A 23,968-nucleotide genomic window follows, 5' to 3' on the forward strand; every position below is an offset into this window, starting at 1 on the left:
AAAGCCCACACCTGGTAGCGCTTACCAGGTGTTCGCCTTCCCTTTATCTCTCCCCACTTCCCCACCTAAACTTAGTGCTATTTTGGCAGAGTATAAAGAGTTTACTTTTGAATTCCGATACCGTTACACAAAGTGCGATCGCTCTTACTAACATTCGGGTTATTCTTCAAATAATCACCCACCCAACCGCAACCCCGCTTCAACAATTCCTCAAACGTTTCAATTTGCCATAACTTAGCAGTGCCATCAACTCCTACGGTAACTAATCGTTGACCATCTGGACTAAAAATAACCTTCCGAGAATTTGCTGAAAATTCTGCCAACTGCTGACCCTGGAAATTCCATAAACGAACTGTACCATCGTCTCCAGCAGTAGCCAGTTGTTGACCATTTGGGCTTAAACTAAGACTCTTAGCCAAACCTTGATGGGCAGTAAATTTGGATAACTGCTTACCTTGCAAATCCCAAAAGCGGACAGCACCATCAACTCCTGCGGTAGCCAATCGTTGACTATTTGAGTAAAAAATGACACCACTAGTTCCACCTGGATGTCCATACAAGATTGTTTTTTCAGTCTTCTGATCACTTTGTAAGTCCCATACACTGACCTCTCTGCTATATGCTACGCCTGCTAACAGACGACTGTCTGGGCTAAAGATAAGACCTTTAAACTCAGAGTTTACATCTGGTGTTGGAGACTGAACTAATTTTTGACCCTGTAAGTTCCACACACTGATTGACCCTTCATTTGTTATAGCTGCCAACAAGGAAGCATCTGGGCTAAAGCTAAGACTTCTAAAGTTAAAGTTTGTATCTGCTAAAACTGGGGATTGAAATAATTTCTGACCCTGCAAGTTCCACAAACGGATAATACGATCATCTCCTACTGTAGCCAGTCGCTGACTATCTGAGCTAAAACTGACTTTTCTGACTCGACCTTGATGAGTAGTAAATTTAAATAACTGGTTGCTTTGAAAATCCCACAAGCTAACAGTACCATCATCTTCTGCGGTAGCTATTTGCTTACCATCTTGGCTAAAAGTAACTAAATGCCCTTTAATTGTTTTTAATTCTTTACCCTGCAAATTCCACAAACGAATAGTACGATCATCTCCTATAGCTAGTCGCTGACCATCTGAGCTAAAACTGACTTCTCTGACTTGACTTTGATGCTGATCAAATTCTGACAGATGCTTACCCTGCAAGTCCCATAAGTAAACAGTGTCGTCATCTCCTGCTGTCGCTAGTCGTTTACCATCTAAGCTAAAACTCATACTACGAATTGAACCTTTAAGGTGAGTAAATTTTGACAGTTCGTTACCCTGCAAGTCTCGTAAATAAGATGTACTATGTCTCCCAATCAGTAATTTTTCACCATCTGGACTAAAACTAACAAACGAAACTCCGCGCTGATCTTCTTGCCATTTATTTAATTCTCGACCCTGCAAATTCCACAAACGAACTGTGCCATCATCTCCACTAGTAACCAATTTTTGACCATCTGGACTAAAGCTAACACTTCTGACTGTCTTTTTATGACCAGTTAATTTTGCCAACTGCTGACCCTGTAAATTCCATAAACCAATAGTGCCGTCACTTCCTCCAGCAGCCAATAATTGTCCATTTGGGCTAAAACGAACGCTCCAGAACCAATTTTGATCGCTTTCTAATTTTGCCAGTTGCTGACCTTGTAAATTCCACAAACGAGCGCCTTTTTCTCCTCCGGTAGCCAGCAACTGTCCGTTTGGACTAAAACTGATACTTCTAATCCAGCCTTGATTACCCTTCCAAGTAGATAATTGCTGACCCTTCAAGTTCCACAGGGTGATAATACCATCATTTCCAGCAGTAGCTAGTCTTTGACCGTCTGGGCTAATACTAATATCATTTATCTGTAGTTCTTTGTGCCAAGTTAACAACTGTTGACCTTGAAAATCCCATAGCTTGATAGTACCATCTTCTTCAACAGTGACTAAATGTTGATTATCTGGACTAAAGCTGACGCTGATATTATTGGCATTTTCATGCCCATTAAGACGGTTACGTTCTTGTACTTGGTAAACAACTTTTTGCAGAGTTCTTTTAACTTTATCTTTGAGCGTGGTAGTTGGCGGAAATATTTGTAAGAAGGGCTGATTAAGTTTTTTTCCTGCGTGCAAACTGCTAATTAACGCATCTAACTTTTGATTAGAGACTAATAGTGCTTCAGAAGATTCCGTCAAGGCGTGAATTTGATTAATTTCTGAGTTTCTCCATTGAAAACCAGAAAAGATGGCGAATCCGGCAAAAAATATAGTTGTTATCGACGCTGCTAAGAGTTGTTGCTTTCTGCGTTCATTTTCTTGCTTAATTAGACGTTCACGTAGTTCAATACTCTGCTTGATGTAGTCTTGCTCATCTTGATTTAGGTCATCTAGACGTTCTTCTAGCCTTTCTTTGGCCTCTACCAACGCCGCACCACGCAACAAAGCACCTTCGTCATTACTAATTTTCCATTGTTGCATTGCTCCTCGCAGGCGCTCTTGCCAAGTGCGAAACTCCCGGTTATCTTGAATCCACTTGTGGAAAGTTTCCCATTCTCTAATTAACGCTTCGTGAATTATCTCTACCGTCTCTTCCTTGTTTTCGCTAGTCTCATCACAACCAGTCACCAGCAAACGCGCATCAGCTAATTGTTGCACTAAATCCCAATTTGCTTCCCCTACCTCTTTTCGAGTCGCCACACGTCGGGTATCCTCCGTACCTTCCCCAGGACACACTAACTGAATAAATATTTTTTCCGCCCGTTTTCTATCAACCTCGCTCAGCTTATCTAACACCGTATCGGCGTAGTTAGCCAAAGCTTTCTCTAAACCACCAATTTCTTGATAGGCTTCGTGGGTGAGAAACCATTTTCTCGGTTTGAGCCAAAGCTGCATCAGGGTAAACTCAAGTAAAGGTAAACGTCCTGATTCATTACCCAAATCTCTGATTAAAGTATCTGTCAACCCTTCCTCAAGTACAACCTTCATTTTTTGTGCTGGTTTTTCAACCGACCTACGCAACTCCTCCCGGTTCATGGGGCCAAGATTATAAATTCCCTGCTGCAAAGCATCGCTAAAAGGACGGTAAGATAAAGCATAGCCATAAAAATCTGCCCGCAGCGTCAGAACCAAGGTAAATCTAGGAGCGTGGTCGATCGCATAGATTAATGCATTTAAAAAAGGCTGGCGTTCCTCTGGCGCTGCGAGGGTGTAGAGTTCTTCAAATTGGTCGGCGATCAGTACTAGATGTGACCTCTCCCCTAACCCCTCCCCTGCAAGGGGAGGTGAACTCTTATTCCCCCCTTCCCTCGTAGGGAAGGGGGGTAGGGGGGTTAGGTTCTTATCAATACTTGCGATCGCATCACACAACTTTGTCTCATCATGCTGCAAGTCTACCTCTAAAACCATTTGGTCTAATCTGCGTTGTATATCTGTTGAATTTTCTCCTTGTAGTGGTGCAGGGGAATGATAATGATGATTTAATGCGATCGCTAAATTACCAAGAGGATTATTCCCCGGACGAAAAGAAATAATCTCCACATTCCCAGCTTTTCGTAAACTCGGAACCAACCCCGCAAACACCACAGAGGACTTCCCGCTCCCAGAAGCACCAACCACAGGAACCAAAGATTTACTTTGAACTGCTGCTACCAACTGATCAACAAACTTCTCTCGACCAAAGAAAAAATCTGCCTCTTTTTCCCCAAACGCCGACAAACCCTGATAAGGACAGTCAGGTAACTTCCCAGATAATCCACCCAAATCTGACCAACTGGGAGGAAGTTCTAATGTATTCTTGCAAATAATCGGTAACCAACTCACTCCAGGAAGCGGCTTTTCTCCCTCAGACTTTCCTGTCAGTTCTTGTAATTTACCCCTTGCTTTCAAAACAGCGGTAAATAAAGAATCTCCACCAGCGTAAGAAGAAAGAAAAAACTTGAGAAACTTGTGCGCGATTTTATCCGGTACTGGTTCCCGCCAAACTATGACGTAAGGTAAATTTAAATCTGCTAATCGTTGTGCTAAACCCAAACCATCACAGGAATTAAAAATTGCTAATTTTAAACCTTTACTAATTGCTAATTTTAAAGTTTGCGGAATTTCTTCTAAATCTAAACTTTCGTGGGGATTCAGGCCAATTATACCTTTTTTACCATACTCTTGAGATTCACTGTGTCCCGCAAAAAACAAAATATCACAAGGCTCGTCCCAAAGTTTTTGAAGTGACTCACGCTTTGGTTCTTTCAAATAAATAATTTCTGCACCTCGTTTTTCTAGCTGTATAATTAATTTTTCATCGGTTTCTGTATCCAGGTTTTTACTATCTCCAAAAATACTGATAATTTTAATTCTTCGGAAAATTTCCGACTTTAATTTAGTTGTAGAGCCAGCCGTTTTTTGCAGGTAATCTTTAAAAGAAAGCGCTACTTCCGAGGAAGAATGTTGGTCAAATAAATAACATTCCTGCCAAGGTATGCGATGTAAGATGTTTTTTGTAGGTTGTGATGTAACTCCGTGCGTATTGACAATTAAACGAATATCAATATTAGTATTTGAGGTAATTGCTGGTTCTAACTGTAACTTAATTGGTAGTAGCCATTGATTTAGTTTTTCACGTAAAGACTTAGCATATTCAGAACAGATATCTGCGGATACATTTGTAACTTGGTTACTTTTAAAACCTCTGCTGTCAGGTTGAACTAACAAGTTATAGGTTTTTTTCCAACGTTCATAGCTATTTGGAATTTCTTCGGCTGGAGGTAATTGGATTTCTAGTTGCGTGGTATCACTATGAGTAGAAAAAGCATCTATCTGAAGTTTGATTTTACTAAATCCCTGCTGAAAATCACCATCGCCAAATTGCAAATTTACCCATACTTCCATAAACCACCCTTGAAATTAATTTACCAAGGTGCCTTAATCACTTATTACTAAAGTTTAGACTAAAAGTGAGCGATCGCTAGCAAAGCCATCCCCACTTACTGATATAAAAGTTAACCAAGTCGGGCGAATTAATTATACAGACGTACATTCAGTAGATCGAAAACTTTGGAAACTTGACGGAATCATAAGGGTTTCAATACGGTTCGGTTAAGGCAAGAGACGCGATAAAGAGACGCGATAAAGAGACGCGATAAATCGCCGTCTCTACAAAGGACTGATTATTGTAAAGACGGCGATTTATCGTGTCTTTGTGATAAGAGGGTCTCTCATCAAAAAACCTTATCCGAACCCTATTGATAAGGGTTTCAGGCGATGGGTTGTCAGATGACGAGAGCGTTAGCTGCTCGCGCAGAAAGTCCATCCATAAGGCCTGTTACTCAAAAAGTAGATTTTAAGGGACTACTTCGGAGGGTTTGTGACCATCAATTATGAATTAATAATTATTCGGTCAATCTAAAATTTAAAATTATTTAACTAAAGCGATCGCCTTTTCAACCCAACAATTCGTCTACAACTACGCTAAAACCCAGTAATACTTTTTGAGTACTAACCAAATCACCAGCTTTAAACCCCAAAACCTGATTATCAGTCATTACAAAAACTAACCGACTGTCAGGAAATACTAACCAAATTTCCTCGCAACCAGACCGTAAATACTCCTGCGCTTTGAGAAATAAGTCTTCAGCTAAATCGGTGGGTGAAACTATCTCAGCAATCAACGGGAAACTCTGTGGCAAAGTGGGAACATTGCCAAACTGAGCTACTAAATCCGGCGTCAGATAAGCCACATCAGGACGACGACCCTGTTTATATGTGCGACAAGGTACTTCAGTGTAAACTTTACCACCTTGTTGATTGGAGTTGATGTAACTTCTCCAGTAAAAACCAAGACTCAATTCAATTTCGCTATGTTTTAATGTCATCCCTGTTTTTTCTACTAGTTGCTCGTCTACCCATTCCATCCCCTTTGGAGGATTTGCCATGAAGTCTTCTAAAGAGAGGATTTCAGGGACGGATACAACATCGTTGTGTTTGGAAACTAACATTGTGAGCCTCCACTTTGGCTTGTTAAATATATAAAGTATAGAGTAATAAAGAAAATTTTGATAATATTCATTTTTTAAAGCATTACCAAACTACCTTGCGTTTCTTCTTCTAGTTCATAACCATTAGCCAATTTTTCAATTGCTTGGTCAATCATTGCCAAACCCTGATCTACCTTTTCAACTACACTTAACTGTCCTCGGAGTTCGGCAGCACCAACGAAACCTTTAGCATACCAAGTCATGTGCTTACGGGCTTGACGCACACCGCGATCGCCTTTATATTCCCACAAGGCTTGTAAATGATCTCTTGCACATTCCAAGCGCCCAATCGGGGTTGGTGACGGTAATATCTCTCCAGTTTTCAAGAAGTGATCAATTTCTCCCACCAAAAACGGATAACCCAAAGTTCCACGGGAACACATCACACCATCAGCGCCAGTTTGTTCTAAACACTTCACCGCCGCTTCAACGGAAAAAATATCTCCGTTCCCAATCACTGGGATAGAAAGCACTTCTTTTACACGGGTAATCCATTCCCAACGAGCATTACCATTGTACCCTTGGGCGCGGGTGCGTCCATGTACCGTAATCATTTTCGCCCCTGCATCTTCCATCCGCTTGGCAAAGTCGAGAATAGTAATTTCGTTGTCATTCCAGCCAATACGGGTTTTTACTGTCACAGGTACATCAACAGCTTTCACCACTTCCCGTACAATTGCCTCTGCCACTTCCGGTTGTCGCAACAACGAAGAACCACCACCATTTTTAGTGATTTTATTTACCGGACAACCCATATTAATATCAACAGTATCAGCACCTTCAGCAACTGCTTTTATTGCTGCTTCTGCCAAGAAATCTGGACGGCAATCAAATAGTTGAACACTAATTGGACGCTCATTTGGGTCTACCTCCATAATTTTGGGTAACTGCTTGACATAATGCAACCCTGTAGCATTCACCATTTCGGTATACATCATTGAATCTGGCGCATAGCGACGCACGAGACAGCGAAACACCATATCTGTCACTCCAGAAAGAGGCGACTGGAGAACCCGACTTTTTACCTCGAAGGAGCCAATTTTGAGGGGTTGGGAGAGTCTAGCTTGGAGAATGGGAGAGAGCGAAATCATACAAAAAATAAAAAATTAATGGGAATGGAAAATAGCAGGAATATTTAGAGGTATCTGCGATTAGTGCTAATTGTAGGTTATATAGGGCTATTTCATTCTCATCTAGCCCACCTCAGAATAAATTCTGAGGCTAATAGCAAAAGTCGTCTCAAGACGACTCATAAAGGCTTTTAGTCCACTAAGCGAGTAGCTGTAGCTCTGAGCCGCGGAACTTTAGTTCTGGGCGGTTTATGCTAGAACGCTGCCCTCATATAGCACCTTAGGTCGTGCCTTGTTACAGGTTAATTACGAGGAATATGGAGCGGGGCTTGCTAATACCATTTCTTTGTGAAGCTGCGCCAAATCTCTTAATTGATTATTTCTTGGCGTACTTGGCGCTCTTGGCGGTTCGTTCTTTATTTCTTGCACTATAGGCGCATCTTCATCCAGAATTGGTATAAGTTCTTTAATATACAACCAGTTTTTTAGCCTAAATTAAATCCAACTTTCTACAAGAAATTCCCTGACTTTACGCATTCTTTGAAAATCACTATCTGATGTAACGAGAATTAATGAATGGCGTAAAGCTGTAGCAGCAATCCACAGGTCATTTTCACCGATGCCAATTTCTTGTAGTTGAGTTGTTTTGCGTTTACTCTTTTCTTTGGCTGCAAATTTTTTAATAATTTCAGACTTGAAATCTCCGTAAATTTCTGCCGTTTCATCATCAATTGGATAAATATCAATTCGGTTGAGAAATGCGCGAATTTTGATGAGATTTGCAGTTTTTTGTTGGGAGTTTTGTGCCATGAATCTGAGTTCACCTGCCACAATAGCACTGGTGGCGAGTGTAACTTTACCTAATTTCCGAAAGTGATTGACAACTTTTGGTTTACCTTCTATCAAAAAAGTGCAATGATTTGTGTCAAGCAAATACATTCTTAAAATTCCAGTGGCATACGAGTATCATGAACAAGCTGAAGACATTCTCTGATATCATCACCTGACCAAGTTCCTGCAAATTCTAGTAAATCTTCAGCTGTAGAACCACGTAAGTTATTTGTACTTGACTGTTTTGCTGTATGACTGGTTTTGATTTCTCGAATAAAATTAAGTGCTTCTGTTAACAATTCTGGTGGTAAAGTTTCTATTTCTTGGATTAATAATTCTTTGCTAGTCATCTTCTACCTCTAATCATCGTCCTTACTTTCCACATTGTAATCTGTAACAGTGCATCCATCGCTAAGGCATCAGGGTTCCCAAACGATAGCAGGGCTATTTCGTTCTAGACATAAACCGCCCAGAACTGAAGTTCACAGGCTTTTAGCAAAAGTCCACTTTAGTGGACTAAGAAAGGCTTTTAGTCCACTAAAGTGGACTTGGACTATTAGCCTCAGAATTCATTCTGAGGCGGGCTAGATGAGAATGAAATAGCCCTACAAACGATAGTATCTAGATCAAGAATTGGAATCCTGAAGTCTTTACCAAGTCTATTTGCAAGAGTGCTTTTTCCAGGATCGGAATTGCCAAATATTAAAATTCGATGCATTGTGGTGATTTAATTAAGGTGCAGCAGAGTGATTTCTCAATTTTAAAACAGCTAAAATTCTTAATTCTACGTAGTTAGTCATTCGTGGAATCGGCAATTGAAAGTGTTTCTACTAAATATGCAATTAGAATGCGTAATAGCTTATTAAGCCGACTGCGGGAAGCAATCGGCATAACAAATTCATGATAATTTAGTTGCAATTTAGCCGTGAGTTGCACCTTGAGGAGGACGCGAGACAACTTTTTTGGCTAAACCCAAAGTCTGCAAAACTAAGATGCTCCACCAAGTAACATCAATCTCCCACCAAGAAAACCCAGATTTTGCCATGTGGGGATAAGTATGATGGTTATTGTGCCATCCTTCTCCATAAGTTACGATGGATACCCACCAAAGATTACGAGCGCCATCATTGGCATCAAAGGTGCGATAACCCCACAAGTGTGATGCTGAGTTCACAAACCAGGTTGAGTGCCAAAGCAAGACACATCTGAGAAATACTCCGTAGAATACGAAAGGCCATCCTCCTAAAGCATATAGCAGCAGCCCGAAGGGTATTTGCAATAGCAAGAAGTAACGATCTAACCAGCAATAATAGGGTTGTCTTGCTAGATCAGGGGCATATTTTTTATAGGTGTCATAGTCAAAAAATTCTGGGCGCGGGTAGAAAATCCACAGTATATGGCTCCACCAAAAGCCTCTTTGGGCAGAGTAGGGGTCTAAATTAATGTCTTCTGTGTGGGCGTGATGCTGGCGATGTCCACCTACCCAAAAAATTGGCCCACCTTGCAAAGCCAACGCTCCAATAAGGGCGATCGCATACTCTAACCACTTAGGAACTTGGAAACTCCTATGGCTCAGTAGTCGGTGATATCCCAAGCAAATACCAATGCTCCCGAATAACCAGTGCAGAAACACTAGCAAACCTAATGCTGGCCAGGAGAAAAACCAAGGAGACAGAAGTGCTAAGGCATGAAATGTAGCAAAAAATACTACATTTGTCCAACTGAGTTGAGGTGAGTTGCCTCTCTCAGGGGCGATCGCCCCAAAATTTGCGGTCATAAAAGTTCCTGTTGATGGATCATGAAGCGATTTGCTTTTTCTTGGGCATAATCCCACTAGGATTTACCCACCCTGTACACGAGTTCGTTACAGTAGAGTAAAGCAAGTATCACTTACATTTGTTATGCTAGCAGGATTCTAATTTCCGTGCAAGTGCCACTTGCATTTTTCTATGTCATCTCAACTCATTTCCACTCGTCAACGCCTGATTCAAGCTGCACTTGAGTTGTTTTCTGCTCACGGAGTCAGCGCTACCACAACCCGCCAAATTGCTGAAAGAGCCGAAGTCAACGAAGTGACTCTATTTCGGAATTTTGGCAATAAGCATGGGCTGCTTTTGGCTGTGCTGGAAGAGTCCGCAGCCTTCAAGGATTTAGGTGAGTCGCTGGTGCGGCGGGCAACGCCTCCCGGCAATGTCTACCAAGCTCTTAAAGATTATGCAAGTGATAGCTTACATGCATTAGAACGAGTGCCAGAGTTCGTCCGGTCTGTGGTAGGTGAAGCCGACCAATTCCCGGCAGAAAATCGCCGCGCATTAGGCAGGGGAGTAACAGAGGCAAACCGCTATGTAGCCCAGTATTTAGCTACTGTAATCCAGCAAGGGCACTTAAATACCTATTTACCGGCAGAAAAATTAGCTAGTTTGCTGAATGGGATGATCTTGGGATATGCCGTAATTGAGTTCACCAGCGAATTTCACGAACTTTGGGAGGATCGGGATGATTTTCTGGAAAATTTGGTGGAGTTGTTTTTACATGGAGCGATGTCATCTTCAGCAGAATCAGCGATCAACTCTTTACAAGGCGGGTTCATTACCACAGAAGTTGCTGATTTGCCTGCTAGTTTAGTTCACGAAATTCTGCAACAAGCAAGAATTTCGGGAGTACGAGATTATGCCTTGGTTTATGTGTTATTTGGGGCTGGGTTATCCGCCACAGAAATAATTAGCTTGGAGCGATCGCACCAAATCTACGATACTCAAGGGCACTTCTTGCAAATTACAATTCCAGGATTTGTCCGACAAGTACCTGTGAATCAATGGATTCTGGGCAAACGTTATGGCTCTTTCACTAATAATCCTCTAATCAAATGGCTCAAAAGCCGTAAAGATACTCAAACAGCCATGTTTTTGAATGAAACAGGCACACCCATCTCAGAATCAGAGCTTCAGATACGTTGGCAAGTATGGAGTGAGGGACTGTTAACTCCCCAAGGACAAACGCCAGCGATTGCTCAGGCACAACAAACCTGGCGTGTAGAAATGTTAATGCGAGGGATCAGCTTGGAAAACCTGATTATTTTAACAGGTTGCGATCGCACCCAATTACAACCCTATGTCCGCCGAGCCAAAGAAAAAGCCGCCCTAGAGCAAGCGACTCGTTTGGATCATAAGCCAGGATAGGGGAGTGGGGAGATAAGGGGAATAACGGGACTTAAACAAAACTGAAGAATAAAAGCTAACCCTCGATGGAACAAATATTGAGATTATGAATCCCTGGTTGTCTCCAGAGTGAGCCAAACCCAACTTACAATATTGGCGATCGCCCGTTCACCATTTCAGCCATTGCGATCATACTAAGTTAAGCTAAAACTAATGTGAAATATAGCACCATGAGGGTTTAATCATGTTAAGTGGCATTAAACAGCAAGTGGTCGTTGGCAAGGATGGCAAAATCGAGATTCAAACGTCTGATTTAGCGGAAGGAACTGTTGTTGAAGTGATTGTTTTGGTTGAACAAGATGTTGTTGAGACAAATGCTAACCAATCTATTCAACAAGATGTGACAGAGTATTTGCTGTCTACTGAAGCCAATCGTTACCACTTGATGACCGCTATTCAAAACATTGAAACAAAGACCAACTTGGTCAGTTTTACGCCTGAGGAATGGAATGAAGAATATAACATTCGCTCTTGAGGCATTTGAACAATTCAACGACTGGGCAGCACAAGATAAGAAAATTCATCGCAAGATCATCACCCTGATTAACGATATTGTTCGTCAACCATTTACTGGACTTGGCACTGAACCTCTAAAGCATGAACTGAGCGGATATTGGTCACGACGAATTACGGATGAGCATCGTTTAGGGACTTCCAAGTAATAAAATATCCCAATATTTCTTGTAGGATGGGCGTCTCGCCCGTCCTGTGAACTGGGCGGGCAAGATGCCCACCCCACAACATTGAATAATTTATTTGTTGGAGTTCCCTTAGTGTATGAAGTGACTGAAACTGAAATCATCATTTTGAGTTGTCGATTTCACTATGATGACTGAAGCAGTTAATGATCGCTCTTTAATTCATATCCAAACTACGATCGCCCTTTTACTTCAACAACGTAGACACGGAGTGGCTTGTCGTTAGACATCGCCTCCTCGCGGTAGGAAAGCGATCGCTCTCTTAAGGCAATTGATCTCATTTTGACTAGCAGTAAGTCGTAGCGTAGTAGTCTGTCAATAAATAATTGATGGATAAATTTCCTGTAGAGACAGCGATTTATCGCGTCTCTTTAACCGTCAAAATGAATTTGACAGACCAGTAGAGCCGTTGCGGCAATCCAAGCATCTTGTGGGGATATTGGTCGTCTTGCGCTTTGTCGATTGGCACGAACCTGTGCCCATTCTTGACAAAGGGATTGATCGACTAGAATGATCAGGTAATTCCACAGGTATTGTTCTAACTGTGTGAGGCGACGATCGCCCCACTGACGCAAAATTGCCCACTCAAACAGTTCAGTTTTAATTCATACAACCTCTAATTTATACCCAGAATTAGCAACACTCCAGCATGATGCAGTTAAACGATTAAGGTAAAACAACAGAGGTTTCTTTACTATTGTTGTTTGCACCATTCAAGATTGTAGCTGTACTCTCAGATGGGGATTGGGTGTTGCTCGAACGGCGTGATAATTTCTTGCGTGACTTGCCTCCCGCCTGGACATATTGCAAACTGTTTTTGCCATAATGCGTTGCCACACTCATTAACATCTTTTCAGAATAGCCGCCCAATTCTTCTTCAATTAGAGAGAGGCGACCTGCCATTTCATCTATGCTAGAGAGTAAAGTGTTGTAGGTAGATAGCTGGGTTTGCAAGGTTTGGATGCGGCTGTCGTAGTCTGTCAAATTTAATCCGTTGCCAAATTCTAGCGTCGGGCTAATCGATCGCATTCCTGCAATTCGACGGAGAGCCTTTTCTAGAGTGGGTGAACTGCGTTTTAATCGTGCCATAAAATGCGCTCCTGAAGGAAGTTATGGGATTACTGCATGTACTCTAGCCAATGCAACAATAAACTTCTCTGAGAGATAATTCGGAAAAATTAAAGCAAATTAAGATCGACCTAATTATTTTTAGTTGATTGTACTGAGGTATTTATTAAATTTGTCAAAAAAGTAACATTAAATAAGCAACAGATACCTCAAAGTCGTGTTGAGGTACTTCAAAGTCGTGTTGGAGTACTTCAACATCGTGTTGAGGTACTTAAAAGTCGTGTTGAGGTACTTCAACATCGTGTTGAGGTACTTCAACATCGTGTTGAGGTACTTCAACATCGTGTTGAGGTACTTCAACATCGTATTGAGGTACTTCAACATCGTGTTGAGGTACTTCAAAGTCGTGTTGAGGTACTTCAAAGTCGTGTTGAAGTACTAGATGATGAGTTTTCTTGCCTTAACCCGATTTACGGCGAAGGCGATCGCGGGAATATCGGCGTTGCTGAATAAAGGCAAGTCCCAAAATTTACATTGAGTCAAGCTGCTAAATTGAAAAAACCCCGTTACTGACATTCCAGTAACGGGTTCTATGTTAACTAGCTTGATTAATACGCCGTTTTAACTCAGCCTCTAATTGTTCTGGAGTGCTGACCACTACCCCCGGTTTCGCTCTCATGATGCTGAGGTAATGCTGAAATGCCTCCTCATCCTGGGGGTTTGATATCACATATTGTCTTAATTCTTGCTCATTAAGAGTTAAATAGTCTGTCATCGGATAATGTTCTCCCCATTACTAAGAATTTCGGCGTTGCATATTTGCCGGATGATTTTGCTAGTTTTGTGGGATGGGCCGAAAAGCCCGTCCCTTGTATTTCAGGGCGGGCGAGACGCCCACCCTACAAGAATCATCCCTTGATTCAGCAACGCCAGAATTTCTACTTGGATGGTTTCGCCTATCAAAATCACGATTCGGCTTGTCCTCTTATCAAATCTAACCAATGCTATATCTCTAAGCAAATTACTAGCCCGAACACAAAAGTCAAAGAATGCTTTAAGTTGTTCGATGGTCGGTTCCATACCTTTTACCATTGAATAAAATTAAATCGGTTCATTCGTGACAAGTTAGGATAACATTGCTTTTGTCAATTATAAATTCCGCTGAAAAGACTGATAGCGATCGCACAAACGCACTAAAATTTAAGAAACCATCATGATGGGTACTGACATGGTATCGATCCCAATTACTTTGGAACAACTCATTACGGCGGTACAACAGTTGCAGCCAGACGAACGAGCAAAAGTCGCTAGAGCCTTGATTCAAATAGATTTACGTTCAGATTTGACGGCTTTAATTCAAGAACTTTATGCCGAACCCCCCGTGAATGAGATTACAGACGATGAAATCAGGGCTGAAATTAAAGCTGTGCGTCAGCAATCCCAGCAGGTCTGATGTTGCGAGTGGTCATCGACACTAACATTTGGATTCGTATTTTGCTAAAAGGGCGAGTTACATTGCCGATTTTGGCAGCATTTAATGAGGATAAATTCCAGTTGGTAATGAGTCAACCCCTCATGGAAGAACTCCATCTTGTTTGGAATCGCCCCCGTTTAAGAGAGCGGATTGACTCTAGTCAGGCGATTCGCCTAGAACAACAGTTGCACTACCGCGCCTTATGGGTTGAGTTGAAAACTGTTTTGCCTAATTGTCGAGATCCCAAAGATTTACCTGTGTTGGCTACAGCGATTGATGGCAAAGCGGGGATTATCGTATCTGGGGATGATGACTTGCGGGCTGATGATGACTTGAGAGCGGTAATGGCAAGCTATAGCATTCAGTTACTGGGTGTTCATTCTTTCTTGAAATATCTAGATGAAGGTGATGCATAAAGGATGCTTTCCCCGATCGCTCGCTAAAACAAGAACGCGATCGCTAATTCAACTTATGCCTAAGGGCGATCGCCTTTTGACCGACTTCCCAAAATACGATCACCCCCTTGACTAAAAGAGCGATGCCTCCCTACAGTAGGAAAGCGATCGCTCTCTTAAGGCAATTGATTTCATTTTGACTAGCGGTAAGTCGTAGCGTAGAGCCGTTGCGGCAATCCAAGCATCTTGTGGGGATATTGGTCGTCTTGCGCTTTGTCGATTGGCACGAACCTGTGCCCATTCTTGACAAAGGGATTGATCGACTGGAATGATCAGGTAATTCGACAGGTATTGTTCTAGCTGTGTGAGGCGACGATCGCCCCACTGACGCAAAATTGCCCACTGAAACAGTTCAGTTTTACAGCGCTTTTCAAGTAATTGAACTACACCACTCCCTACTCCCTACTCCCTACTCCCTACTCCCCATTCCTCGTCTCAGTCGTGGTCTAAATACCTGAAAACTGCTGTAATTCATACAACTTCTAATTTAACGTGAGTTCGACAAGTCTTATTTGACCTCTCCCCCAACCCCTCTCCGACACGGAGAGGGCAGGGTGGTTTCATACGAAGAAAGAAAAATACATAAGTCTTGATTTCTCGTTTTGTGGCATGGCTTTTTACCCCACTTCCATTCCTCTCCCCGAAACGGAGAGAGGCTTTGAAACCCAGTTGTTGTTTTTCTCTGCTCGTGTCAGTAGTTTACTATTTTGTGAAATCATTTGAGAACCCACCTAAGCGATAAAGTAATGTAGGTTTTGAGGTACAAGCCGTCGGAACAGCCAGTTTTTTCAAATCGCGCAGCAGCTTGTCGTCTTCGCCGGAATGCAGCTGATGCTTTCCCGATGGCTCATCCTCGTTGAATTGTATTAGAGAAAATAACTCTCGATCAAACAGCCATTCCCCCATATCAACCATGCCGTAGTCTTGTTCACCAACATTTAGTGTTGGGCGATCGCGGATGATCGAATCATTTGGGTTCATAACTCCGTGTTGGCAGTAGATAGAGAACATCTGCTCAGATAGAGATCCCGAAGGTAGCCAGGGATAGCGATTTGGGATCACAAACTTACCGTCATGATTTATCAACTTACGCCAGCTATGAACAGCAAGGAAACCAGTCTTTTGGATCAAATCTATCAGCGTTGAGATATGGTCTTTTTCCCAAAGATTATCATCATCCAAAAAGCAAAAAAACCGTGTATTCACAAGACAACAAGCAATGTTTCGCAGTCGCGCCACTCGGTGGTAGGGATTACTGTCTTGATTTAACCTTGTATTGCCGACTGTGAGCTTGATGTGTGGGGGAGTTGGCAAATTTATGGGAAGCTTTTGACAATTGTCTCCTATTACCAGGAGTCTAATTGTCCCCGTAAAATCCTGCTGATAAACGCTCTCCATCGCCTGCTCTAATTGGGGACGACCAAGGGTGACAATGACTACAGATATATTACGACTTGAGGCATCCTGCAAACAATTTGGCAGTGTCTCTAGCTCATCCGACCATGCACCAGTTTGAAATTCAAAACTCTCCTGCGGCGAAAGATTCAATTCCGGTTTCATCTTTGAACCTTCTATTTCTCTTTTTAATGCCAGTTTACAACAAGTTTGATTTTTCACAAATGATTTAGGACTGCTATAGAAAAATCTAAAATTCTAATTTCCCTGGAATACTTCTAAATTCTCCTCTATAGATTTGAAGATCTAATTCCTTTTCAATATCATTCCAATATTTTGTGCGTGGACGTGGTAACGAATCAGCAAGCGCAGCGCAAATACTGTTATAATTTGTTCTCCAAAATGGAATTTGTCTTAGGGATTCTACTTTTTCATCAAAATCCGCTAAAACTGGAATGTTACCTCGTTTAGCAAGAAAGAATTGAATATTCGGATCAGTAGTTAAGGCAAGTATCACTTTTACTGCATATTCCCTTAATTTAAGTTGAGCAGGATAGCGAGGTAACGCAAGACACCATACTCCCATAAGAGGGGCTTTCGAGAACCTTTGAAACTCAATTTCACTAAGAGCTAGTGGATTCTTGCTAAGAGCATAAGTAATCCATCCAGGCCAAGCAAGAGCAGTAGCGATGTTAGAAGATCTTGCTAACAAGGAGGAATGAAGATCTGAATAATTCAGCCTGCAAGTAAAATCGTATAGCCAAGAGCGTGCTCGATTTGCAGTATTCAAATCAATTCTGACTGGATCATCAACGGCTCTATCTCCATCTTCATGACCTAAGGCACGTAGTATTTCCCAAAAGGCTACGACAAAATTACCATTGCCATCGTCACGAACAACTAAGGGAAGAAATTCCGCACTTAACATAGCAGAATAGGAGTTCTTGTTAATATAGTTTGTACTTTGAACAATAGAATAAAAATCTTCCATCATCCGCATATTAGGATGTAGCAACTCTCGATCAAGCAGGTTACTTCCTGTTCTCTCTGAGAGTTTATTTGCTACATCGCACCGATGAATTAATAATTGCACATTCCCTAAAATAGGAACCGCAACTATTTGATCTTCATATATACAAACAGAGCGAAATGATTCCAGGAATACCTTACCAAATAAAGCGTTACTGTTCAAACCAAATTCTGTTAAGTAGCTATCCAATGGTTCAATGTTATTCAAGTAAGCTGGAATCCAAGGATCATCTAGCATAATGATATCGTAGAGTTCTGGCTTTTTAAATTTTTTTCTAGCTTCCTCATTTCCTAATTCAATAATGGTGAAATTTAGTTGAGGAAATGATTTCGGCACAAAAGCATTAATAATATTCTCAAAATCCTTGAGGAGATCAGATATTAGCCTTGATGTTTCAGATGACAGTCCGATTTTCAATTCTATACTAGATTGAAATACTGGATAAATGGTATTAGAATCATCAATATGTACGTCTGGTTCCTTATTTGATGAACTCCACTCGTCTGGATTAATGATATCTGTTGGGGTTAAATCTAAGACTCTAGCAATCTTTTCAATCGTCTCTAATTGCACTCTACGCCCCCAGCGCGGGTTAAACAGCCGCTTCACCCCATCATCGGTAGCTAAACCTGCCTCATTTGCCAGAGTCTCATAAGAAAATCCCTTGGAAAACCTTCTTTCTTGAAGTTTTCTAACTCCGTCTGGGCTTGCTATATACCCACGTTGCCTTGACTGTTTACCCTTTGTGCTTTCTGATTCAGTCATTGGTAGTAAGTAAAGTCACCGAGAACTGTCTCTACTATAATCGTTGTTGGCGAACAAGATCCATCCACAAGTTTTAGCCTCTCTTAAAGACCCACACATCAAAAGTAGTGCAGCAGATATTGCTCAGGCATTAACCCGGATTTCTCACAAGACTTTAGGAAATCGGGGTCAAAAACTGCGAAGTGGATAAATGCAGATAGTTGTTTTTAAGCTATTTGCACTTAACTGCTCTTATCTTCTCTGGTATGGATGAATTAGCCTCCTATAAACTCAAATTATTAGGTAGCGTTCACTAGATTCATCTCTCAACATTAGAAGAAGAACTATGAAAACCAATTTATCAAACAACAATAATCTACTGTTCAACTTGGCATGTAAAGGACTCAAGTACTTTCTACTGACTCTACTTGGCTTTACGATCGCCTACATTATGTCTACAATTTTCGGCGTTGTTCCCATTATCAAGATACTACTGAGTGGAAGTTTGTGGCAATGGCTTCTGCGGATAGCAGTTTTCATCTTTTGTCTGTTTGCGATCGCGATTATTTTTGAGTCTTCGCGTTAACTGTGGGTTCATTTGCGAACCAATCCCTCACAACAAACACTTTTACACGATGCAAGCTATAGGCTTACTTTTGAAGCGGTCACAAAATTTACCGTTGTCTTATGCAGATATAGATTAACAATCTGGAGGTAATTTCCGATGACATGCAAATATCAAAATCATCCTTTTCCCCCTTGCCGCTTTGAGCAGCACCCACATAATGAAAATGTCTACTTTTGTCCTCATTGTCGAGAATCGTATGATGTCCGAAATGTTGACAACAAGCCTTCTTTCTGGTTGTTGTTACTTATCGGAGGCGTCATTTGGGCGCTCCTGAACACTCATTCTGCACCTGTTCCGACGAATAGAGACAACCCCGAAAATTTCGACACTCTTCACCAAATTCAGTAGACCGAAAACTTTTGAATTTTAACGAGACAACAAGGGTTTCAGGCGATGCTTCCCATGCACACAATTTCACAGGATGTGTGAAAAGTAAAATTTATGTCAATCTACGAAGTAAAGTATGCAAGCTGGCTGAGTAGATGAAGGCTTCTTCAGTTTCCGGTAAATACTCATAATCTTTGGTATATTCACTTGATGTGGGACCACCAGGCTTAGGAACAGGAATTAACGGCTCAATAATTTCCCATTCTCTATCTGTCAAATCAGTTTCGTATGGTTTTCGGCTCATGTGTTCGCTCTAGCGCACGAGCTAAACTTTATACTTTTCAGACATCCTCTTAAAGATATTTTGTAAATCCCAACAAATAACCGAATGTTGGTAAAACGATAAAAATCTGGCATACTGACGGTAACGCTACCCCTTGTTCCGTCGAGTTTCGTCATTTGTCTGCCCTGGATATCTTAGCCGATCGCCAATCACCGAAAGTTGGTAAAACGGAAAAAACTCAGCCTGCTGTATCCAGACGCAAGTCGCCAAATCAGCGCAGATATAAGGGTGTGCGATCGCGGGAATATCCAAGAAGATAATGGCTGAAGGCAAGTCCCAAAATTCACATTGAGTCAAGCTGCTAAATTGAAAAAACCCCGTTACTGGAATGTCAGTAACGGGTTCTATGTTAACTAGCTTGATTAATACGCCGTTTTAACTCAGCCTCTAATTGTTCTGGAGTGCTGACCACTACCCCCGGTTTCGCTCTCATGATGCTGAGGTAATGCTGAAATGCCTCCTCATCCTGGGGGTTTGATATCACATATTGTCTTAATTCTTGCTCATTAAGAGTTAAATAGTCTGTCATCGGATAATGTTCTCCCCGTTACTAAGAATTTCTACTTGGATGGTTTCGCCTATCAAAATCACGATTCGGCTTGTCCTCTGATCAAATCTAACCAATGCTATATCTCTAAACAAATTACTAGCCCGAACGCAAAAGTCAAAGAATGCTTTAAGTTGCTCGATGGTCGGTTCCATACCTCTCAATACGGTTCGGTTAAGATCCCCCCGCCTACGGCGACCCCCTTAAAAAGGGGGTAAATAGGAGGAAAAGCCCCCCTTTTTTAAGGGGGGTTGGGGGGATCTCCGAGAGCCAAATATACTAACCGAACCGTATTGCCATACCTCTTACCATTGAATAAAATTAAATCGGTTCATTCGTGACAAGTTAGGATAACATTGCTTTTGTCAATTATAAATTCCACTGAAAAGTGAAGAGAGAATAAAGTATCAAATTAAGCTAAGTACTAAGCTTAAGCAGAAAAGTGAATGATGAGTGCAAAGATTAAACGATCGGGACAAATTGATTTCGCTGTTGTTGAGCTTTTTTGCGACGCTGCTCTAGGTAATTGTCGATTTCTTGGCGATGGGTGAGATAATATGCGATCGCTGCGTATATCTCCCCTAAACAGAGAACAGGATACTGAACAGCAATTTCTTCAGGTGTAGAGCCGTTATGGTATGTTGCTAGCAAACTATCGAGAGTAACGCGGCTTTGACCGATGCGAATACCTCCAGCTTCATCCCAACGAAACGGTGGAGCGGTAACCTGAAATTCGATTTGAACGCTCATGGGGGCAATTCTTGGATTTGTGGTATTTCTGTCTTCAGTTTACTTTACCCGTTAAAGAGCGATCGCCCTTACATCAAAATTCAAAATTGAGGAAAAAGACTGGAGGCAATACTGCGTGGGTTTTGCCTAAAAAATAACTCTAATGTAGGTTGGGTTGAGGAACGAAACCCAACATTTTCTTTCTCTTTGTTGGGTAACACTAAGAGGATGTTTGAAAAGTCCTTTCGTTGGTAGCAAAAAGTTTTAGATCCTCCTAAATCCCCCTTGAAAAGGGGGACTTTGATTCTAATTCCCCCCTTTTTAAGGGGGGTTAGGGGGGATCAACAAGTGCCTAAAATCACAGCTAACCACTTTTCAAACAACCTCTAAAGTTCAACCCAACCTACTGGCGTGACAAGGCTAAAATGTTGCAAAAAAAATGTAGGTTGGGTGGAGGCTAAGCCATTGCCAACATCCTGATATATGTTGGGTTGCGCTCCGCTCCACCCAACCTACGTCTACGTTTAATGCACTATTTTAGCCTTGACACGCTACTACAAATCTTCAAAACCTACGCAGTATTGAGACTGGAGGGGATGTAAGTCTTTCCCCTCCACCCCTTTTGCCCTATGTCCACTTGCCCTGAGCGAACGCGAACAGCGTCTCGCAGAGAAGCCGTTCGCGTAGCGTCCCGCAGGGAAGGGATGCCCAATTAATTCAACGGTTCCATAATGGCTCTTAAACCTTTATTAGAGAGTGTTTTGAGCATTTCTTTAGCGTTATATTCACTGTTAAATACTCCTGCTTGCATAACTTTTTGACCATCCCAAACTGTGAGAAACGCACCAGGAGCAAGCGATCGCACTAAATCTCGCTCTTTATCAGTTGCTAGTGGCACTACTACGCGATAACGTGTACCCAACTGTGTCGCAGAGTTACCGCTATCTGGAATACTTGCAGAACTTGTTCGTATATTGGAAGTATTATCAATGGGGATATTGTTCTCAGGAAGTGGTAAAAGTGCAAAAGCAGCTGGGGCAGAAGTTTCTTGTATTGGTAATGGCTGCTGTGTTTGCTCCGTCATACTTGGAACTGGTGGCTGTGCAACTGAATTAGATGGGTACTCAGGAGCAGTAAACTCAATCGTATTAGGCTCAATCCGCACATAATTCAACTGTGGTGTATCAGGTGGCTGTGCTGGACTGGGAGTTGCAACTCTTGAAGTGTTAGTTGGTATTTGTCTAGCCGATAAGCTGCTAGGAGTAGGAAAACCAGCAACTTTAGAGGTGGCTTGCTGTTGATTGGATATGGGTACAGAAAGTGGTATATTGGCTGGCAACAATGGCAGCAGTTGACTGTTTAATTGCCCAGAAACAGGATTATTTGCTGAAATGCTGTTGCTGGTTTGCCTATTAGTACTTTCAGAGATTTCGGGAGCCGAGAAGGTGATTTCCCCATTTGCTGGTATTTCTCGTAACACATTGTTAGCAGCAGGTTGAGAAGTTTGGGTTGCTAGTGCTGTTGTACCATTGATATCTACCTTGCCTGTGATGCGATCGCTCACAAGGTTGTTACCAGCAGCAGAAATCACCTGTTTAGCAGCACTGGCGTTAATATCGTAGCGAGCATTATTTTGAAATGCATTACCCCCAGGTTCGGATGCACTACCCAAATCTGGCATTGCTTGAGCGATCGCAACTAAACCATCTTCTTTATTATCTTGAATAATATTATTCCGTAAAATCGGGCGGGCATTTGCTTGCACCACAATTCCCGATCTATTGTTTTGAATTTGATTCCCTATGACTACAGGAGCGGCATTTTGGGCAATATTGATGCCAAAACCCGTTTCGTGAAAGATATTTTCCTTCACTTGGGGACTGGAGTTACCAGCAATTGTGATACCATTGGCTCCATTGCGATCAAAATAATTCTTACTAATGGTGGGTGCAGCATTACCACAGACAGAAATCCCATCTTGCGTACTGCCAGTAAATGTATTTTCTGCGATTACCGGATTACTTGATTCAACCCATAAACCGTAACCACGGCGGTTTGGGTTAGTCACCGTCACCCCAGTGAGCAAGGTTTGGTTTGCTCCAACAATTGTGACATTTTGACCGGCAAAGCTCCGGCTCAGGTAATCACCACCTCCCTGAATTACAATATCTTTACCTTGATTGCTAGGGTTGCCTTGAATTGAGATACCCGGTTTCAATATTAAAGGAAATTCTTCTCCTGTCTCGGCGCTATAAGTGCCCGTAGAGAGCATAATTACACTATTGGCATTAGCTAATCGTAAAGCTTGGGTAATCGTTTTCACAGGAGCGGATTCGCTGCCATTGCCTGCTTTGTCATCTCCACCATTTGGGTTGACAAACAACACGTTAACTTGAGAATTTATTTTCTCAACCAGAGGCATTGAATCTGGTGTCGATGGCATCTGAGCGATGCCTTCTCTACGAGAGGCTTCGCCAACGGCGAGCTCCGCTAACGCGCCACCCAGGAACGCCATACTTGCCGCTCCCATGCTTACAGTAAAAGATAATACTGAAAAAATAAAAAATAAAAGCCTTGCTGATTTGATAAACTTCAGCTTTGCAAGCATAACATCTACCTTATGGTACTTAGGAAACACACAATGGTGAATCATATTTAACACAACTCCTCGGAAGTAACCATAAATTCTTATACTCTCTAAGAGTATTATGTCGATAATATTACTCACATATTGACCGAGTGTCGATTTTTAAGACAGCGTAATAAATGATATTGTGTCTGTTCAACAATACCTTGTCCTAAAGGACACGCTGTTCGCGTTCGCCAAAATCCCCTCACTTTAAAATTTGTTGACTATCAGTGAGGCTATATATACTGTGAGCTTCAATAATCGGCTCGGATGATATTTTGGGCGAGAAAGCGCTCTATTTGAAAGTTAAGATTTACTGTATAAATGCTCTCTAAATAGTATCCATGCAGTCTCAAATTTAACTAGTGCCGTGGGTTTAAGTCCCCCGGTTCAATAAAAAAGCAAGTTTTGTGTTGGGGTTAAATCCCCATTACAAAACAAAATTCACGTTAGCGCAGCGTTAGCGAGTCCGCGAGCGTCATTACGAATTACGAATTACGAATTATTTAATTTGCCCATTGTGGATTTTCTAGTGTATCTGCTCTGGCTAGTACGCCACGGCGTAAATAGAGCAACCATTTAAAATCCCTAAAAAGAAAAAGCCGATTCCATAAGACTTTTGAATGCGTAAATGCGTGACTTTTTACTTCCGCCTTGCGGTACTAGTCCTTTGTAAGCCAATACTGCTCGGGTTTTGGTGCATAGTCATTGGAGATCCCCCTTAGTCCCC

The 23,968-nt window shown here is 41.9% G+C and carries 27 protein-coding genes; 8 read left to right on the forward strand and 19 right to left on the reverse strand.

The annotated features are described in order from the left end of the window. Positions 1-101 precede the first annotated feature (101 nt). From LC653_RS02105 to LC653_RS02130, 6 genes are all read right to left on the reverse strand, one after another. Entirely contained in the window at positions 102-4,907 is a 4,806-nt protein-coding gene (locus LC653_RS02105) for an nSTAND1 domain-containing NTPase (RefSeq protein ID WP_229492375.1), read from the reverse strand. A 551-nt stretch (positions 4,908-5,458) separates the two neighbouring features. Further along, a complete protein-coding gene (locus LC653_RS02110; RefSeq protein WP_229492376.1) occupies positions 5,459-6,013 on the reverse strand; it encodes a Uma2 family endonuclease in 555 nt (184 codons plus the stop codon). 74 nt (positions 6,014-6,087) lie between these two features. Continuing rightward, entirely contained in the window at positions 6,088-7,143 is a 1,056-nt protein-coding gene (gene dusB / locus LC653_RS02115; protein ID WP_229492377.1) for a tRNA dihydrouridine synthase DusB, read from the reverse strand. A gap of 474 nt (positions 7,144-7,617) precedes the next feature. Next, positions 7,618-8,061, reverse strand: coding sequence for a type II toxin-antitoxin system VapC family toxin (locus LC653_RS02120; RefSeq protein WP_229492378.1), 444 nt, complete (start codon positions 8,059-8,061; stop codon positions 7,618-7,620). A gap of 2 nt (positions 8,062-8,063) precedes the next feature. Then, positions 8,064-8,303: a DUF2281 domain-containing protein gene (locus LC653_RS02125; RefSeq protein ID WP_104902398.1), complete on the reverse strand. Its 240-nt coding sequence runs from the start codon at positions 8,301-8,303 to the stop codon at positions 8,064-8,066. Positions 8,304-8,872: 569 nt separating this feature from the next. After that, positions 8,873-9,730 (reverse strand): acyl-CoA desaturase, encoded by an 858-nt coding sequence (locus tag LC653_RS02130; RefSeq protein ID WP_229492379.1) that lies wholly within the window; start codon positions 9,728-9,730, stop codon positions 8,873-8,875. 172 nt (positions 9,731-9,902) lie between these two features. On the opposite strand from LC653_RS02130, the gene LC653_RS02135 reads away from it, so the two are divergent. From LC653_RS02135 to LC653_RS02145, 3 genes are all read left to right on the forward strand, one after another. Next, positions 9,903-11,132 carry a TetR family transcriptional regulator gene (locus LC653_RS02135; protein WP_229492380.1) on the forward strand — a complete coding sequence of 410 codons (1,230 nt, stop codon included), beginning with the start codon at positions 9,903-9,905 and terminating at the stop codon, positions 11,130-11,132. Positions 11,133-11,355: 223 nt separating this feature from the next. After that, positions 11,356-11,646: a hypothetical protein gene (locus tag LC653_RS02140; RefSeq protein WP_229454068.1), complete on the forward strand. Its 291-nt coding sequence runs from the start codon at positions 11,356-11,358 to the stop codon at positions 11,644-11,646. Continuing rightward, positions 11,621-11,833, forward strand: coding sequence for a Txe/YoeB family addiction module toxin (locus LC653_RS02145; protein ID WP_229492381.1), 213 nt, complete (start codon positions 11,621-11,623; stop codon positions 11,831-11,833). Before LC653_RS02140 ends, LC653_RS02145 begins: the two co-directional genes overlap by 26 nt. 407 nt (positions 11,834-12,240) lie before the next feature. On the opposite strand, the gene LC653_RS02150 is transcribed toward LC653_RS02145, so the two are convergent. Next, the gene (locus LC653_RS02150) at positions 12,241-12,444 is read right to left on the reverse strand and encodes a PIN domain-containing protein (RefSeq protein ID WP_229492382.1); all 204 of its coding nucleotides are present in this window, start codon (positions 12,442-12,444) and stop codon (positions 12,241-12,243) included. 91 nt (positions 12,445-12,535) lie between these two features. Next, the gene (locus LC653_RS02155) at positions 12,536-12,958 is read right to left on the reverse strand and encodes a hypothetical protein (RefSeq protein WP_229492383.1); all 423 of its coding nucleotides are present in this window, start codon (positions 12,956-12,958) and stop codon (positions 12,536-12,538) included. Between the two features lie 196 nt (positions 12,959-13,154). Here LC653_RS02155 and LC653_RS02160 point away from each other — a divergent pair, with 196 nt between their 5' ends. Continuing rightward, on the forward strand, positions 13,155-13,379 hold the full coding sequence (locus tag LC653_RS02160; protein WP_229492384.1) for a hypothetical protein: 225 nt from the start codon (positions 13,155-13,157) through the stop codon (positions 13,377-13,379). 153 nt (positions 13,380-13,532) lie between these two features. Here LC653_RS02160 and LC653_RS02165 read toward each other — a convergent pair whose 3' ends face one another. Continuing rightward, on the reverse strand, positions 13,533-13,712 hold the full coding sequence (locus LC653_RS02165) for a DUF6887 family protein (protein WP_100899738.1): 180 nt from the start codon (positions 13,710-13,712) through the stop codon (positions 13,533-13,535). 101 nt (positions 13,713-13,813) lie between these two features. Continuing rightward, complete coding sequence (locus LC653_RS02170) at positions 13,814-14,017, reverse strand: DUF6888 family protein (RefSeq protein ID WP_229492385.1); 204 nt, start codon at positions 14,015-14,017, stop codon at positions 13,814-13,816. Positions 14,018-14,165: 148 nt separating this feature from the next. On the opposite strand from LC653_RS02170, the gene LC653_RS02175 reads away from it, so the two are divergent. Together LC653_RS02175 and LC653_RS02180 are read left to right on the forward strand one after the other, a co-directional pair. After that, the gene (locus LC653_RS02175) at positions 14,166-14,390 is read left to right on the forward strand and encodes a hypothetical protein (RefSeq protein ID WP_229484255.1); all 225 of its coding nucleotides are present in this window, start codon (positions 14,166-14,168) and stop codon (positions 14,388-14,390) included. Next, positions 14,390-14,827, forward strand: coding sequence for a putative toxin-antitoxin system toxin component, PIN family (locus LC653_RS02180; protein WP_229492386.1), 438 nt, complete (start codon positions 14,390-14,392; stop codon positions 14,825-14,827). Before LC653_RS02175 ends, LC653_RS02180 begins: the two co-directional genes overlap by 1 nt. A gap of 111 nt (positions 14,828-14,938) precedes the next feature. Here the strand turns inward: LC653_RS02180 and LC653_RS02185 are convergent, their stop codons facing one another. The 3 genes from LC653_RS02185 to LC653_RS02195 all read right to left on the reverse strand — a co-directional run bounded on the left by LC653_RS02185 (position 14,939) and on the right by LC653_RS02195 (position 18,056). After that, positions 14,939-15,199, reverse strand: coding sequence for a PIN domain-containing protein (locus LC653_RS02185; RefSeq protein ID WP_229492387.1), 261 nt, complete (start codon positions 15,197-15,199; stop codon positions 14,939-14,941). Between the two features lie 369 nt (positions 15,200-15,568). After that, entirely contained in the window at positions 15,569-16,426 is an 858-nt protein-coding gene (locus tag LC653_RS02190) for a glycosyltransferase family 2 protein (protein ID WP_229492388.1), read from the reverse strand. 85 nt (positions 16,427-16,511) lie between these two features. Further along, positions 16,512-18,056, reverse strand: a complete 1,545-nt coding sequence (locus tag LC653_RS02195) for a hypothetical protein (RefSeq protein WP_229492389.1) — start codon at positions 18,054-18,056, stop codon at positions 16,512-16,514. 46 nt (positions 18,057-18,102) lie between these two features. On the opposite strand from LC653_RS02195, the gene LC653_RS02200 reads away from it, so the two are divergent. After that, entirely contained in the window at positions 18,103-18,246 is a 144-nt protein-coding gene (locus LC653_RS02200) for a hypothetical protein (protein ID WP_229492390.1), read from the forward strand. A gap of 135 nt (positions 18,247-18,381) precedes the next feature. Further along, complete coding sequence (locus tag LC653_RS02205) at positions 18,382-18,621, forward strand: hypothetical protein (RefSeq protein WP_229492391.1); 240 nt, start codon at positions 18,382-18,384, stop codon at positions 18,619-18,621. Between the two features lie 481 nt (positions 18,622-19,102). Here LC653_RS02205 and LC653_RS47175 read toward each other — a convergent pair whose 3' ends face one another. The 6 genes from LC653_RS47175 to LC653_RS02235 form a co-directional block, all read right to left on the reverse strand. Continuing rightward, positions 19,103-19,294, reverse strand: a complete 192-nt coding sequence (locus tag LC653_RS47175; RefSeq protein WP_372478089.1) for a transposase — start codon at positions 19,292-19,294, stop codon at positions 19,103-19,105. A 126-nt stretch (positions 19,295-19,420) separates the two neighbouring features. After that, complete coding sequence (locus tag LC653_RS02215) at positions 19,421-19,606, reverse strand: hypothetical protein (RefSeq protein WP_229492392.1); 186 nt, start codon at positions 19,604-19,606, stop codon at positions 19,421-19,423. Between the two features lie 76 nt (positions 19,607-19,682). Next, complete coding sequence (locus tag LC653_RS02220; protein ID WP_100899738.1) at positions 19,683-19,862, reverse strand: DUF6887 family protein; 180 nt, start codon at positions 19,860-19,862, stop codon at positions 19,683-19,685. Next, on the reverse strand, positions 19,859-20,035 hold the full coding sequence (locus tag LC653_RS02225; protein WP_229492393.1) for a DUF6888 family protein: 177 nt from the start codon (positions 20,033-20,035) through the stop codon (positions 19,859-19,861). Before LC653_RS02225 ends, LC653_RS02220 begins: the two co-directional genes overlap by 4 nt. A gap of 307 nt (positions 20,036-20,342) precedes the next feature. After that, positions 20,343-20,630, reverse strand: coding sequence for a DUF433 domain-containing protein (locus tag LC653_RS02230; protein ID WP_229492394.1), 288 nt, complete (start codon positions 20,628-20,630; stop codon positions 20,343-20,345). A gap of 691 nt (positions 20,631-21,321) precedes the next feature. After that, entirely contained in the window at positions 21,322-23,217 is a 1,896-nt protein-coding gene (locus tag LC653_RS02235; RefSeq protein ID WP_229492395.1) for a DUF1565 domain-containing protein, read from the reverse strand. Positions 23,218-23,968: the final 751 nt, after the last annotated feature.

The sequence above is a fragment of the Nostoc mirabile CHAB5784 genome, from assembly GCF_020829645.1.
Lineage (GTDB): Bacteria > Cyanobacteriota > Cyanobacteriia > Cyanobacteriales > Nostocaceae > Nostoc > Nostoc mirabile.